Source organism: Kribbella sp. NPDC026611, assembly GCF_040638345.1.
In the GTDB taxonomy this organism is placed as follows: Bacteria; Actinomycetota; Actinomycetes; order Propionibacteriales; family Kribbellaceae; genus Kribbella.
On record NZ_JBEZYC010000010.1, the window covers coordinates 25,477 to 39,532 of the forward strand.

Genomic DNA, 14,056 nt, shown 5'->3' on the forward strand with positions numbered 1-14,056 from the left:
ACGACGGGGGAGGTCGCTGTGGCGGAATGGATGATTGTGCTCGATGCGGTCGGCGTACTCCGCAAGTCCGTCGCGAGGTGAGGTCGTGGCGAGGCGGAGCAGGGCGAGCAAGGCCAAGGAACTGTTCGCCCTGGCGTGGATCGCCCTCCTTGCGTATTTCGGCTATCCGCCGCGAGCATCCGCCGGCCTGGATCGTCCTGGTGCCTACGGTCCTGCTGTTCTGGGTGTCGTTCCTGATGCCGACGAAATGCGACTACATGACCGAACGACGCAAGCCCTGTGACCGCGGAGTCCGGGGCAAGCTTCGGGGGTGCCACGATCACGCGCGCTGGAAGCGCGACGCTATGTTCGCTTCCCTTGGTACCTCCAATCCCGGCCGGCGTTTCCGCGTGATGTGGGCTGCTCCGGACAGCTCGACCAGACCACAGGCTGTCCGAAGTCATCCGGCACCGGCCAGCGAGTCGAACGCCCGGCGCGGCATGTACGACCTGGTGATGCTGGTTGCCACGGTCGGCGGCACAGTGGTGGGCGTCGTGACATTGCTGCTCAGCTGACATCCCGGTGAGCCGGCGAGTTATAGGACTTCTGATGTACCCGGCCCGGTGGATGTGGTGAGGATTTGCCGCTTGACCGTGTCAAGTCAGCCCGGGAATTGGACGTCTACCCGCAGGTGATGGCTCACCTTCACGACTACCTCGCTGCGCTGGAATCGGCGCCGGGCATCCCGACGATCGCGGACGCGAATCAGTACGCAGACGTGCTCACGGACGTTGAGCCGAAGGGGCGAGTACAGCCACCTCGCGTGGTGTCTGTCCAGCAGCTTCCAAGATGGTCGCTGGCGTCTTCTGCCGACGACGCTCGGATCTGGGGCCGATCCAACGCTCGAAGGTGAGGCCAGCGGTTCTTGGTTTCTAGTCTGCCGTGTCTTGGACCGCGATGCTCGGCAGGGTGTCGATGCCGGTCGTGTAGCCGGTAGGAGGCGCGCCTTGAGGGTGACGACGTCGGCGTGTGGAGGACGCGATCGATCATCGCGGCGGCAGCGACGTGGTCACCGAAAACGCCGCCCGCGCAGCCTCGCCGAGAGACGTGGCGGGGGCCTCTTTCAGTCAGAAGAGCCTCGTCCTGGGCTGGCCTACTTTGTCTGGTTCGGATGGCTTGTGTGTACCTGTTCGAGGTAGACCACGTGGTCGTCGACGTAGAACCAGATCCGGGCTGTACCTTTGGCTGTGGGCTTGTGCTGCCATCGCTGGTGGTTCACGCCTGCCCGGCATACGATCCCCAGCGCATCCTTCAGCGGGTAGTTGGTCGGCGTCACGTCCAGCGGAGTCCTGGTCAGGAAGTCCCAGGTATCGGCGAGCGGACCTCGCAGTGTGGCTGCGAGGTCGCGCCAGCCTTTCTGTGCGTTGGCCGAGGCGAAGCGCAGTTCGTACTCGCTGTTCTTGGTCGGACGCTCGACTTTTGTCTGCTTCGACATGCGTCAGGGACGCTCCACTGGCTCATCCTCATCAAGCCATTCCACGGGTGCATGACCCAGACCGGCGGCGAGTGCAGTTGCTGTTTCACGCCAGGAGGTCAGCTCGGCGAGCGCGAGGTGTGCCTGGCCGGTGGCGAATGATGCCCTAGCCGCGGTCAGGATGTCGGTTGCGCAGGTCTCACGGCCCTCCGGACTAAGGGCGAGCATCCATGGGAAGTGATCACTCATCCGCTCGGCGAGTGTTCCTTCGAGGCTGGTGGAGACGGCGATGAGCTGGGCCGCGAGCTCAAGCAGCGAGTTACGGGCTCGATTCTCGCTCTCCGACATGAGGACCAAGGACTCGCCGTCCCGGCGCGTCACCTCGACAGGATGATCCGAAGCCGCGGCGAAAACCTCGGCCGACGAGCGACTCAAGTCAGACGACTGGAAGGAGTTTCGAGACGCGGTGTCGGTCGTCATGCAGTACATACTAGTTCAGAATGTGTTCTGAATTCAACTGTGACGATCGCATCGCTCAGTCGGCTGTCCGGGCCAGGGCTTCCCGAAGCCGATTCTCGGCCTGGCTCGCCGTGTTTCCCCACTTCGCGACCGGCCGAGTCCGTCCATCCCGGTCCCGAAACTTCGCACGAGCCTCGAACTTCAAAGCCCGTCCGTTCTCATCTCAACTGACCACCCGCGACGTGATCTTCCCCCACGTCCCCACGGGCAAGGGTTCCCTGCTCATCCAGACCTCCTGACCGACGCATCACCCGCCGGGCGAATCGGAGGTTTGCTCAACGCTTGAGCCACAGAGGGCTTCATCGGCCGCTGTTCCGGGTCTCCCTACCGCTCATCCAACCCACGCCAGCGCGAGGAATCTGCGGAGCTGAGTGGTGCCGACGTCGCTGAGCGGATCCGGCTGGCGTTGGCCGGCCGCACCGTGATCGAGCAAGCCAAGCGGCGTGCTGGCCATACCGCCAACATCGACATGGCAGCGGCGTACGACCTGCTGACCCGCCGCGCAGCCGAGAACGGCGCAAGCCTGAGCGAGACCGCCGCGCAGAACATTCAGGATGCCCAGGCCCGCTGATTGAGCGGGGAAGACTGCCCACGGGCCGATGGAGCACCCGGGCACGCTGCTCAAATTGAACAGCCCCAGACGCCTGCCGCCGGGTGGCCCTTGGCCCGCAAGGTAGACACCCCGGTGGGTCACGATGAGACGAGGACGACGGTCGCGGTCGCGCAGGCCAGTCCGGCCAGCTGGCGGCGGGTCAGGTGCTCGTGCAGCAGTGTCAGTCCGAGGAGGACTGGTACGGCGGGGTAGAGCGACGTCAGGACGACCGCCACGGACAGGGCTTGTTCGCGGCTGGCCAGGAGAAAGGCGGCGATGGCCGTCGTCCCCAGCACACCAGATCCAGCAGCCAGCGCGGCTGTCCGCCGATTCATTCGCAGGCGCTCGCGGCGTTCGGCGAGGGGTGCGACCGTGACCGCGGCGACGACGCGATTGAGCGCCAGCGGCCACAATCCCGTGCCCGCGCCTGTCTGTGCCAGTGCAACGTACTGGAGGGCGAAGGCCGCTCCTGACAGCAGCGCCCAACTGGTGCCGGCGGTCGGGCCGGTCCGTGGCCCGTGGCCGCTGGTCATCAGCCAGATCGCGGGTACGGCGATCGCGAAGCCGCACCAGACGAGCCCGCTGAGCTTGTCGTGGAGCAGCAGTACGCCGATCGCCACCGGCACGGCCACACCGGCCACGTCGCTCAACGGTACGACGAGGCTGAACCGCCCGACCTTCATGGCCTGGAAGAGAAAGGCTGCGCCGAGGCCGGTGCCGATACCGGACACCGCGCCCCAGCCGAGGTCGCCGCCGGTCAGATGGGGATCGGCGACGACAAATGCGAGAGTCGAGACGATCACCACACCGCAGATCTGGCCGACCAGGACCACAACTGCACTGTGCAGCCGTCGAGCGGCCAGCCCGGCGGCGAAGTCGGACAGCCCGAAACAGAGTGCGGACACCAGCGCGAGCGCGATACCCAAGCCGAACACCCTCCGAGTCGCCGTCGCGGTTCCGGTGTCCACATCATCGCGCGAGCAAACCGGTGATCCTCGGGGGGACTGTTTGCGTCCGCCTCGGTCGGGCACCTCGTGAGCGCAGGCCGTTTGTCTGAATCAACCTTCCAGAGACACTTGCGGAGCAACCATGGTCATGCGGACTGAGACAGCATCGATCGGTTTGGACACGGTGGAGGGGCTGGCTGCCCAGTTGCGGGTCGACTCGATCCGCAGTAGCACCAGCGCCGGCTCGGGACACCCGACGTCGAGTATGTCGGCGGCAGATCTTCTCGCGGTCCTCGTTGCCCGGCACCTTCGCTATGACTGGGACGAGGCTGCCTCGGCCCGCAACGATCACCTGATCTTCAGCAAAGGTCATGCTTCTCCATTGCTGTACTCGGTGTTCAAAGCGGTTGGTGTGATCTCCGACGACGAGCTGATAAACGGCTACCGCAGATTCGGCCAGCGTCTGGAGGGCCATCCGACACCGGTGTTGCCCTGGGTCGATGTCGCCACGGGCTCGCTTGGCCAGGGGCTACCAGACGGGGTTGGCGTCGCACTGGCCGGCAGGTATCTCGACCGGCTGCCCTATCGCGTCTGGGTGCTGTGCGGCGACAGCGAGATGGCCGAAGGCTCGATCTGGGAGGCTTTGGACAAGGCCGCGTACTACGAATTGTCGAACTTGGTCGCCATCGTCGACGTCAATCGGCTCGGGCAACGGGGACCAACCGAGCTGGAGTGGGATCTTGATACCTATGCGCGTCGCGCCGAGTCCTTCGGCGCTGTGGCGCTGACTGTCGACGGCCACGACCTGTCGGAGATCGACCAGGCACTCACCACCGTCGAGGGCGACAGCCATCGGCCGACGGTTGTCTTTGCCCGCACGGTGAAGGGCAAGGGCTTCTCCGAGGTGGAAGACAGCCTTGATTGGCACGGCAAGCCGTTCCCGCCGGAGATGGCCGAACGCGCGATCGCCGAGTTGGGTGGTGTGCGGGAGATCGTGGTTCGAGGTCCGCGCCCGAGCGGCGGCACGGCCGACGCAGATGCCGCTCGGACACCCGATGCAGATGCGAGTCAACCCAGTGCTACTGAGCCGGTGCATGTCAATGAGAGTCTGTCGTACGAGGTCGGTGAGAAGGTCGCTACCCGCAAGGCGTACGGCGACGCTCTGGTGGAGCTCGGGGTTCATGATCGACTCGTGGTCGCCCTGGACGGTGAGGTCAGCAACTCCACATACGCGGTCGAATTCGCCCGTACCTATCCGGACCGTTACTTCGAGATGTTCATCGCCGAACAGCAGCTGATCGCGGCCGCGAGCGGCTTGGCCGTGCGCGGCTACAAGCCGTTCGCGTCGACATTCGCGGCGTTCCTGACCCGGGCCTACGATTTCATCCGGATGGGCGCCGTCTCCGGGCTCGACCTCCGGCTGGTCGGTTCGCACGCCGGCGTGGAGATCGGCGCTGACGGGCCTTCGCAGATGGCGTTGGAGGACCTCGCGATGATGCGTGCTGTCCACGGTTCCACCGTGCTCTATCCCTCCGATGCCACGAGCGCGGCCGCTCTGGTACGAGAGATGGCTTCGACGTCTGGTGTCAGCTACCTACGCACAACCCGGGGTGCCTATCCGGTCCTCTACTCCCAGGACGAGCGCTTTCCTGTTGGCGGTGCGAAGGTTCCGCAGTCGAGCGATCACGACCAGGTCACCCTGGTCGGCGCCGGTGTCACCGTCCACAGCTGTCTGACGGCCGCCGACATCCTCGCCGGTGAGGGTCTGACCGCTCGAGTCATCGACTGCTACTCGGTCAAGCCGATCGATGCCGCGGTCCTCATCGAAGCCGCCTCGGTCACGAGCGGCCGGGTCGTGGTCGCGGAAGACCACCATGCCGAAGGAGGCCTCTGCTCTGCCGTCACAGCAGCCCTACTCACCTCCCGAGGCAACAACCTGACTGTGACGCAACTCGCCGTTCGAGAGATGCCCGGATCGGGCTCTGGTGAGGAGCTGCTGGCCTGGGCCGGAATCGACGGTGACTCCATAGCGGCAGCCGCCCGCCAACTGCTCGCCGCGCCTGACATCGCAACACCAGCTCCGTAGGCTTCCCGTCTAGGTGTCGGCAGGAGTCCTCGTCGGTGCGCGTGTACGGCATTGCGGGATCAGCCCGGTGGAGCAGGTACCGGGCCGGCTGCCAGCGCCCGGGCGACTGCGACGAGGTTGCTCGCCATCGCCCGTGCGGTCTTGGCCGACCAGTCGTGTCTCTCGCCGGTCTTGGAATAGCTCGGCCCGGGACCGGGGCCTTTGTTCCAGGACGTCCAGGCCTGGCCCGGGATCGTGTAACCGATGTCACCGAGGCCGCCACAGATCTCCGAGATCACGTGGTGCGCCCCATCTTCGTTGCCGGTGACAACGACTCCGGCGACCCGGTTGTAGGCGACCGGGCGCTGTTCGTCGTCGGTCTCGCTGAGCAGCGCGTCCATCCGCTCGAGCATCCGCTGCGCGATCGACGAGGGTCGTCCGAGCCAGGTCGGGGTCGCGACCACCAGGATCTCGCTGGCCAACAGCTTCTGATGGATCGCCGGCCGCTCGTCGCCGGTTCCCTCGTCGCTGCTTACCCCCGGCTTGAGGGTCAGATCGACCAGCCGGACCCGCTCGACCTCGACATCCTGCTTCTCGAGGGCGGTCACAACTACGTCCGCCAGTTGGTCGGTATTGGACGTGGCAGGCGTGGGCCTGAGGGTGCGAGCACGCATGGGGCTCCTCCGATCATCTGGGGGTCGTCACGCTTTCGGCTCGCCGGGTGGGCCTGCGGCCTCCTGTTCGAGGGTCGACTTGATTTCGGCCAGGGTCTGCTCGAGTTCGACCTCGACGTTGACGTCGTGCGTGGTGTGCACGCAGACGGTTAGCTTCGAGGTGCCGTCGGCAACGAAGTCGACCAGCAGTTCACCTTCGTACTCATGCCGACCAGCCGCGCCCCATCGCAGCATCCGGTCCTCGTCGAGCACGTCGATCCAGCCTTCATGGTGACTGGCGTCGCGTCGGCGGTGACGTGGACCTCCTCGTGGACTGCTTGGTGTGGTCGGCGCGCCTCGGGACCTCGGGCCTCGGCCGGGCGGGCCGCGGTCCGGTGCAGCCCGGTCAGCCAGGGGAGGAGGTCGGGGAGGTGGTCGAGGTCGTTGAGGCGGTCGTAGACGATGTTCGGTGCGACGTCGACTGTCGTGCAGACTTCGTGCTTGCCCATAGGGCCGCTCCTTGTGCGGAGAGGTTTCGGCGGAGTTCGGGGAGGATCTCGGTGCGGTAGAGGTTCATCATGTCGATGGTGTGCGGGCCTATGTTGGCGACGTACACCTCGTCGAATCCGGCCTCGATGTACGGCGTGAACGCGTCGACATGTGCTTCGGCCTTCGGGCCCGCGGTGACGGATTCCGCGGTGAATTCCTTGGTCACGAGCTGGCAGCCTGCTCGAAGCAGCGACACAGAACTCGTTGACGAGCGCCGGGCCGGACCAGCCGCTCGATGTAGCAGGGCAGGCGAAAGAGAGCGCGTCAGGCGTGCTCCCCGTCGAGCATCTCGTGAAGTTTCTCGAGGGCCTTGGTGATGTCGGCATGGTCGTTCTGGGCCGCGCGGGACTCGGCGCTGATCACACCGCAGCGGTGCACCCGGCGGAAGTCGCCGTACGGAAACTCGTAGTGCCCTTTGGTTTCCTCGTTCATGTCAGTGTCGATCCCGAGGAACCACAGGCGGTACTCGCGCCATCCGTGCTTGTCCAGATATGCGTTCTGCTCGTCGGCTGTCGGTGCGTGTTCGCTCCAGTCGTCTCGTTCGTCCTTGGCCGTCTGACCTTTCCGGATCAGGGACTTCGCGTGCTCGAACGCCTTCTCGTTCAGCTTGACAGTCATGTCGGCCCAGTTCCGGCAGCATGCGGACCTAACCGATGGTGGGTCGAACCGGTGCGGAAACGGGCGCCGGACAGCCACAGCCTCGGCGGGTCGGATGTCCGGCGGATTACGCTGCTCTCTCGCGGCTCCGGCGACTGGCTCAGGGGTCACACTGAAGCTGCCGGCGGACCGTGCCGACGCCACTCGAGGAGCCGATCATGGGCCTCCTGCCTGACACCGACCTGGTCGAGGTGATGACCGAGGTCGCGGCGTCGCTGCTGGTACCGATCGACCTCGACGAAACGCTGGGCAGGCTGACCGTCAGCGTCACCGAAACAGTACCCGGAGTCGACTACGCCAGTGTGTCGGTCACCACGCGTGACGGCGAGATCCGCACTCTGGCACCCACCAACGCGGTGGCGGTCGAAGCGGATGAATTGCAGTACGAATTGGGCGAGGGACCTTGTCTGCGCGCCGCGCTGACGGATCCGGTGGCCGAGGTCGATGACCTGGTGACAGATCTGCGGTGGCCTTCCTACGGACCGAAGGCGGCGGCGCTCGGACTCGGTTCGCAGGTGGCGTTCCAGTTCCGCGCCGACCCGCACGTCCGCGGTGCATTGAACCTGTATGCCGCACAGCCACACGCCATCGACGCTGAAAGCCGTCAACTCGGCGCGATGTTCGCCACGCTGGTCGCGGTCGCCATGGGCTGGGCGCGCCACGACGAGACGCTGGGGGACGCGCTGGCCAGCCGTACGGTGATCGGCCAGGCGATCGGCATCGTGATGGAACGCTACCGCCTCGACGCCGACCGGGCCTTCGGGTTCCTGGTTCGCACGTCCCAGAGCGGCAACATCAAACTGCGCGAGGTCGCCGAACGCATAGTCGCCGAGGCAACCCGCAACGCTCTGTGACATCGCCTCTGTCGGGACGGTCTTCTCATCCAGGACGCGACCTTCCAGCGTGGGCACCCGAGAGTGATCCTCACCGGCGTGGACAGCGCCTTGCAGATCGGGCGAAGGTTCGTGGTACCAGGGGCTGGAGTAGCTGTTGTTCATCCCGATGGTCCGGACCTCCCTCGCAGGAAATCCGCGGGTCAGGTGTGGGGAAGTTGTTCGTCCGGGTCCTCGTCGGGGTCGGGCTCAGGATCCGGGTATGGCGTGATGTCCGGGTCGCCTGCGGGACGGTCTTGCCCGGGCGTGGGGCGATCGGGGTCTGGCAGCGGCGGGACTGGTGGGACAGGTGTGGTGCTCATGGAACGAACCTCCTGTTGGTCAGACCGCGATGACGCAGAACTCGTTTCCGCCGGGATCGCGGAGTACGACGAAGTCATGGGTGTCGGGATACGGCCAGGTCTCCGGGTGCGTTGCTCCGAGTTGGAGCAGGCGCTCGATGTGATGGTCGCGATCAGACGTATAGAGATCGAGGTGGACCGGCGCGGGCTCGCCCGGGATTCTGGTCGCCCGCTGCAGCAGAACCGTCGGACCGGTGCCGGCCGGGTCCTCGAGCTTGGCGAACTGGTCGTCGTCGGCAATCTTGTCCGGTCGGCCGTAGCCGAGCGCTGCGGACCAGAAGTCGGCCGAGCGATCCATGTCGGTGGCGTTCACGCACACGGTCGCCAGCCGCAGATCCCCGACCTCGGCGGGGCGTTCGGTCATGAGTACCTCCAGAGTCCGATCCGGATACGGTCTTCCGGTGTCCCGGCTTCGGTGCCGGCAAACACGCGTTTGTGCCGTGGGTACCAGTTCGTTCGCCCACAGCGGGCGGTGGGTGGTTGAGTCGCAAGTAAGCAGGAGCAGTACAGCCATGACGGCAGCGCTGATTCATGGCGCGGGTTTTCCAGCAGAGAGCGACTGGCCCCACTCCTCACCACCCGCCGGGCTCGGCAGCCGTGCGTGATCGCTGCGCGAGCGTTTCTGTCCGGGCGCTTGGGGAACCGGGGGTACAAGTTGCCGATAGAAAGGCTGGAGGAGCCGCATGACTGAGAAGCAGGCTGCGTTGCTAGTGTCCGACTTCGATCAGCTGGGTGCCCGGTCATTGGAGGCGCGTGTTGCGTCCCTGGATCTCCAGCAGCTTGAACAGCTGATCGGATACGAGCGCAACCACGCACACCGTGCCGAGGTGCTCGAAGTACTGGTTCAACGACGTCGGCGACTTCATGACAACTTCGAACCAGTGACAAGCGCTCCGGCCGTCTTCTGAGCACCTTTGCCGCAACGGCCATCAAAGCTGCCTTACGGCGCCTACCACAACCTGTCGCGCTGGCCATCAGCTCGGCCGTGCTGACGGCGCTCCTGACCGGGGTAATCCTGCCGCGGATTACTCGGCAGGCTCGACCCTGGCTCTTGCGCGGAGCACAACCAGACACGGTGGATAGACCATCGGATAGCTGATGACGGTCACGTTTGGTGGGCTGATAGCCGGGCGCCGGGGGATTTCCACTGCCGAGGGGAGCTGCCGGAGTGACTGGAGAGGTCGGGTACAAGTCCGGCGCTGGGTGATCTTTGTGACGGTGCTCGGGTCGGCGCCCGGGTTCCTTGACGCCACCATAAGTGAACGTCGCGCTGCCGGCGATCGGGGCTGATCTGGGGACGGGCGTCGGCGGGCTGGAGTGAGTGTTGAACGGGTACCTGCTGACGCTGTGTGCGTTGATCCTCCTCGGCGGCTCGTAGGCCGACCGATACGGACGCCATTGGTCTTCATGATCGGTACAGTGTGGTTCATTGTCGCTTCGGCGGCCTGCGCCGCAGCCCTAACCACGGCCTGGTTGGTATCCGCGCGGCTTCTGCAGGGTGTCGGCGCGGCGCTCGTCACCCCCAGGCAGTCTGGCGATCATCGAGGCAGTCTTCCGTCCGGAGGATCGGTCCCGCGCGATCGGCGCCTGGTCCGGTCCGTCCGGCGTCGGCGCGCCGCGCTCGGCCCGCTGGCCGGAGGCCTCCTGGTCAACGGCGGTTGGCGTGGTTGGGCTGGTCGCATTTGTCGTGCGCGAACGGACGGCCGACAGCCCGATGCTGCCCCTGTCGGTGTTCGCGTCGCGGCAGTTCACCGCCGCGAATCTGGTCACGTTCGCCGTCTACGGCGCACTGGGAGGTGTCATGTTCTTGTTCGTGATCTTCCTCCAGGTATCGCTCGGGTACTCCGCGCTCGAGGCTGGTGCGGCCACTCTGCCGATCACCGCCGCGGTGCTTGTGCTGTCGCCGCCGATGGGCGCGCTGGCACAGCGGATCGGGCCGCGGTTGCCGCTGTCCGTCGGGCCGGCGCTACTGGCCGCCGGCGCGCTGCTGATGACCCGCCTCGATGGCAGAAGCACGTTCATTGTCGGCGTACTGCCGGCCGTGGTGGTCTTCGGTCTCGGCCTCGGCGTGACTGTTGCCCCGGTGACTGCGACCGCACTCGCCACTGTCGACGATCGGCACGCCGGAGTGGCCTCCGGCGTGAACAACGCAGTGTCTCGCGTGGCTGGGCTGGTGACGGTGGCCGGGCTCCTGTTACTCACCGGGCTGTCGGGCAGCGACCTACAGCGGGCACAACAGCTCGAAGACGGATTCGCATCGGCGATGCTGATCACGGCCTGTCTGGCGGCCACATTGCTCGGGGCAACGATAATGTCACCCGAGCGGTCCGAGACCTCGGTTGGCTAGCGGGTAGCACGAGCAGATCAGGCAAGATGTCATCCGATTTCGGCAGACGGCAGTGAGTCGGCGTCAGGAGCTCGCGGTGATTTCTGCATCGAGGTCGACCATGACGCCGGTGTGGTCGTTCAGCCACGTGTGGTCCACAGGTGAGTCGCCAATCAGTTGAGCAGCCATGATCCGTGACCGCGCATCTGGGTGTGCGTGCGCGGATCCGACGAAGACATAGTCGATCCGGCGGCTGTGGCCGGGTTGGCCGACGATGGCGTCGATTTCTGTGGCGGCGAGGGGATTGGCGGCCGACCAGGTGAGGCCGGGACCGTCGCCGGCGACTGCCCAGGCATCGTGGTAGTGCACGCTCTGCCCGTTGAGGGTCTGTAGGCCACTGAGATAGCGAATGCTCGCCGCCTGCGGAGCGGCGTTGAGATCCGGGTGTCGAGGGGTTCGCGGGTTGATGCGGTCGCCGCAGCGCTCGAAGAGTCGATCGCCTGCTGGTGCGTGAGTCCCTGCAGACCGGTCTCGGTTAGCCTGACCCGTGGTGACGGCGTTAAGGCTGAACAGCAGCACCGCTGACGTGAACGGCCAGAGGAACCGTTTGTCGTGCGCGGTGAATCCGATGAAGACCATCGAGGCTGGTTCCAGCTGTGGTCCGGGTCAAACAGGGCGAGGCGCGGTGAGGTTCGGGAAATCGGGTACCGGTGCGATTGCCGGCGATCGCAAGACCAGGGAGTCGCGTCCGTGGCGAGGAACCTCACGCATAAACTGATTGGGTCTCATCTCGTGGCCGGTGATTTGTCACCAGGTGGTGAGGTCGGGCTGCGCATCGACCAGACATTGACGCAGGACGCGACGGGCACCATGGTGATGCTCGAGCTGGAGGCGATCGGGCTGGAGCGTGTGCAGACCGAGGTCAGCGTCCAGTACGTCGATCACAACCTGCTCCAGGCCGACGAGCGTAATGCCGAGGACCACAGGTTCCTGCGCAGCGCCTGCCGGCGGTTCGGGTTGTGGTATTCCAAGCCAGGCAACGGCGTTTCTCACCCGACACATATGCAGCGGTTCGGCCGGCCGGGTGCGACGATGCTGGGCGCGGACTCGCACACCTGTGCGGCTGGCTCACTGGGCATGTTGGCAATTGGTGCCGGCGGCATCGAGGTCGCTCAGGCGATGGCGGGGCGTCCGTTCTGGCTGCGGATGCCGGAGGTCTGGGGCGTCGAGCTGACCGGCGAACTGCAGCCGTGGGTATCGGCGAAGGACGTCATCCTGGAGATGCTGCGCAGGTACGGCGTCGATGGCGGCGTGAACCGGATCGTGGAGTACCACGGGGCCGGGCTGAGATCGTTATCGGCGATGGACCGGCATGTCATCGCGAACATGGGCGCCGAGCTCGGCGCGACGACAACGGTGTTCCCCGCCGACGACGCTGTCCGCGCGTTCCTGCGGGCCGAGGAGCGGGAGACCGAGTTCAGCGAGCTGGCGGCCGATCCTGGAGCGACGTACGACGTCTCGGACCGGATCGACCTGACGATACTGGAACCCCTGGTCGCCGAGCCGACCTCACCGGGCAACGTCGTGCCGGTCCGGGAGATCGCCGGGACCGAGATCGGCCAGGTCGTGATCGGCTCCAGTGCCAACCCGGGGCTGCGCGACTTCGCGATCGCCGGGGCGATGGTGCGGGGCCGACAGACCAGCGGTGCGGTCAGTTTCGACGTCAACCCGACCTCCCGGAGCATCCTTGAGGACCTGACCCGGACGGGCGTGACGTTGGAACTGGTGCGGGCGGGTGCGCGGATCCACCAGGCCGGCTGTCTCGGCTGCATCGGGATGGGCCAGGCGCCGGCCGGTGGGACGAATAGCCTGCGGACGATGCCACGCAACTTCCCGGGCCGTAGTGGCAGTCCGGACGACGCGGTCTATCTGTGCTCGCCCGAGACAGCGGCTGCGAGCGCCTTGGTCGGCGCGATCATCGATCCGCGCGCCTGGGCCGAGGAACACCTGGTCTCGTACCCAACACTCGAGCTGCCGAAGCGGCACAGCGTCAACCTCGCCATGCTCGAACCACCTCGGACCGATGGCGGACCTCTGGAGAAGGGGACCAACATCGGCACGCTCCCGGACTTCGACGGCCTGCCCGACCGTGTAGAGGTGCCCGTCGCCCTGAAGGTGGGCGACAACCTGTCGACCGACGAGATATCCCCTGCCGGCGCAGCCGCCCTGCCGTACCGGTCGAACATCGCGAGGCTGGCCGGCTTCACGTTCCGTCCGGTCGATCCGGAGTACGCCGACCGCGCCCGCGAACTCGGCGACCACGCGGTCGTTGGCGGCGCCAACTACGGCCAAGGATCGTCGCGCGAACACGCCGCGATCGCACCCCGGTACCTGGGCCTACGGCTGGTCGTGGCCCGCTCGTACGCCCGCATCCATCGGCAGAACCTGGCGAACTTCGGCGTACTGGCCTGTGAGTTCGTCGACGACGCGGACTACGACCGAATCGACGCCGGGGACGTGATTGTCGTCGATAACGTGCGCGACGCATTGCGAACCTCGGACGTCCTCGACGCTCGCGTAGGCGACGCGACCGTCCACCTCCGCCACGGTCTGTCGCGCCGCCAGGTCGATCTGGTCCTGGCCGGTGGCGTAATCCCGCTCCTCCGTGAACAACTCTGAGAACCGGTGGTCAGCTCAGTTGCTGTGCGAACGAGGCGATCGCTGCACAGTGAAGTACCGTCTCCAACTCCCCGTTGTGGCGCGCAGGCGGGAGCAGCGATAGATCGACTGAAAGCACTCAGTGATTCATCTGGGTCAGACGGGTGCGGGTTCGGTGGGCGGCGGTGGTGGCTCGGTCGGCTCCGGTGGGTCGGCCGGTTCCGGCCGGGTCGGGGTAGGCGGTACTGGCTCGTGCGGATCCGGCGGCGCAGGGGGTGCCGGTGTCGGGGGAATGGTCTCGGGATCGATGACCATGGCAAGCATCGTGCCTCCTGTCGGTCGGGAACTGGTCAGGCGGCGGTTCGCGCTCAGTACCCACAAGGTCGGGTTGCATGCGGGCCGG

Annotated in this window: 16 protein-coding genes; 7 read left to right on the forward strand and 9 right to left on the reverse strand. The window is 66.0% G+C overall.

From position 1 onward, the window contains the following. Positions 1–149: 149 nt before the first annotated feature. Positions 150–554 carry a hypothetical protein gene (locus AB0E69_RS33265; RefSeq protein WP_360155383.1) on the forward strand — a complete coding sequence of 135 codons (405 nt, stop codon included), beginning with the start codon at positions 150–152 and terminating at the stop codon, positions 552–554. A 578-nt stretch (positions 555–1,132) separates the two neighbouring features. Here AB0E69_RS33265 and AB0E69_RS33270 read toward each other — a convergent pair. Next, the gene (locus tag AB0E69_RS33270; protein WP_360155386.1) at positions 1,133–1,474 is read right to left on the reverse strand and encodes a hypothetical protein; all 342 of its coding nucleotides are present in this window, start codon (positions 1,472–1,474) and stop codon (positions 1,133–1,135) included. A 3-nt stretch (positions 1,475–1,477) separates the two neighbouring features. After that, a complete protein-coding gene (locus AB0E69_RS33275) occupies positions 1,478–1,933 on the reverse strand; it encodes a prevent-host-death protein (protein WP_360155389.1) in 456 nt (151 codons plus the stop codon). Between the two features lie 439 nt (positions 1,934–2,372). Between AB0E69_RS33275 and AB0E69_RS33280 the strand changes: the two genes are divergently transcribed. Further along, on the forward strand, positions 2,373–2,543 hold the full coding sequence (locus AB0E69_RS33280) for an ANTAR domain-containing protein (protein WP_360156190.1): 171 nt from the start codon (positions 2,373–2,375) through the stop codon (positions 2,541–2,543). Between the two features lie 119 nt (positions 2,544–2,662). Here AB0E69_RS33280 and AB0E69_RS33285 read toward each other — a convergent pair whose 3' ends face one another. After that, entirely contained in the window at positions 2,663–3,490 is an 828-nt protein-coding gene (locus AB0E69_RS33285) for a GRP family sugar transporter (protein ID WP_360155392.1), read from the reverse strand. Positions 3,491–3,659: 169 nt separating this feature from the next. Here AB0E69_RS33285 and AB0E69_RS33290 point away from each other — a divergent pair, with 169 nt between their 5' ends. Further along, entirely contained in the window at positions 3,660–5,597 is a 1,938-nt protein-coding gene (locus tag AB0E69_RS33290) for a transketolase (protein ID WP_360155395.1), read from the forward strand. Positions 5,598–5,656: 59 nt separating this feature from the next. On the opposite strand, the gene AB0E69_RS33295 is transcribed toward AB0E69_RS33290, so the two are convergent. From AB0E69_RS33295 to AB0E69_RS33310, 4 genes are all read right to left on the reverse strand, one after another. Then, positions 5,657–6,250 (reverse strand): NAD(P)H-dependent oxidoreductase, encoded by a 594-nt coding sequence (locus tag AB0E69_RS33295; RefSeq protein ID WP_360155398.1) that lies wholly within the window; start codon positions 6,248–6,250, stop codon positions 5,657–5,659. Positions 6,251–6,277: 27 nt separating this feature from the next. Next, positions 6,278–6,502 carry a hypothetical protein gene (locus AB0E69_RS33300; RefSeq protein WP_360155401.1) on the reverse strand — a complete coding sequence of 75 codons (225 nt, stop codon included), beginning with the start codon at positions 6,500–6,502 and terminating at the stop codon, positions 6,278–6,280. A gap of 133 nt (positions 6,503–6,635) precedes the next feature. Continuing rightward, positions 6,636–6,944 (reverse strand): hypothetical protein, encoded by a 309-nt coding sequence (locus AB0E69_RS33305; RefSeq protein ID WP_360155404.1) that lies wholly within the window; start codon positions 6,942–6,944, stop codon positions 6,636–6,638. A 98-nt stretch (positions 6,945–7,042) separates the two neighbouring features. After that, a complete protein-coding gene (locus AB0E69_RS33310) occupies positions 7,043–7,396 on the reverse strand; it encodes a hypothetical protein (protein WP_360155407.1) in 354 nt (117 codons plus the stop codon). Positions 7,397–7,629: 233 nt separating this feature from the next. Between AB0E69_RS33310 and AB0E69_RS33315 the strand changes: the two genes are divergently transcribed. Next, entirely contained in the window at positions 7,630–8,289 is a 660-nt protein-coding gene (locus tag AB0E69_RS33315; RefSeq protein ID WP_360155410.1) for a GAF and ANTAR domain-containing protein, read from the forward strand. A gap of 360 nt (positions 8,290–8,649) precedes the next feature. On the opposite strand, the gene AB0E69_RS33320 is transcribed toward AB0E69_RS33315, so the two are convergent. Further along, positions 8,650–9,033 (reverse strand): VOC family protein, encoded by a 384-nt coding sequence (locus AB0E69_RS33320; protein ID WP_360155413.1) that lies wholly within the window; start codon positions 9,031–9,033, stop codon positions 8,650–8,652. A gap of 319 nt (positions 9,034–9,352) precedes the next feature. On the opposite strand from AB0E69_RS33320, the gene AB0E69_RS33325 reads away from it, so the two are divergent. Both AB0E69_RS33325 and AB0E69_RS33330 read left to right on the forward strand, forming a co-directional pair. Next, positions 9,353–9,577, forward strand: a complete 225-nt coding sequence (locus AB0E69_RS33325; protein WP_360155415.1) for a hypothetical protein — start codon at positions 9,353–9,355, stop codon at positions 9,575–9,577. A 590-nt stretch (positions 9,578–10,167) separates the two neighbouring features. Beyond that, positions 10,168–11,016 carry an MFS transporter gene (locus AB0E69_RS33330; protein ID WP_360155418.1) on the forward strand — a complete coding sequence of 283 codons (849 nt, stop codon included), beginning with the start codon at positions 10,168–10,170 and terminating at the stop codon, positions 11,014–11,016. 63 nt (positions 11,017–11,079) lie between these two features. On the opposite strand, the gene AB0E69_RS33335 is transcribed toward AB0E69_RS33330, so the two are convergent. Continuing rightward, a complete protein-coding gene (locus AB0E69_RS33335; protein ID WP_360155421.1) occupies positions 11,080–11,634 on the reverse strand; it encodes a hypothetical protein in 555 nt (184 codons plus the stop codon). A gap of 111 nt (positions 11,635–11,745) precedes the next feature. Between AB0E69_RS33335 and AB0E69_RS33340 the strand changes: the two genes are divergently transcribed. Beyond that, positions 11,746–13,674: an aconitate hydratase gene (locus AB0E69_RS33340; RefSeq protein ID WP_360155424.1), complete on the forward strand. Its 1,929-nt coding sequence runs from the start codon at positions 11,746–11,748 to the stop codon at positions 13,672–13,674. Positions 13,675–14,056: the final 382 nt, after the last annotated feature.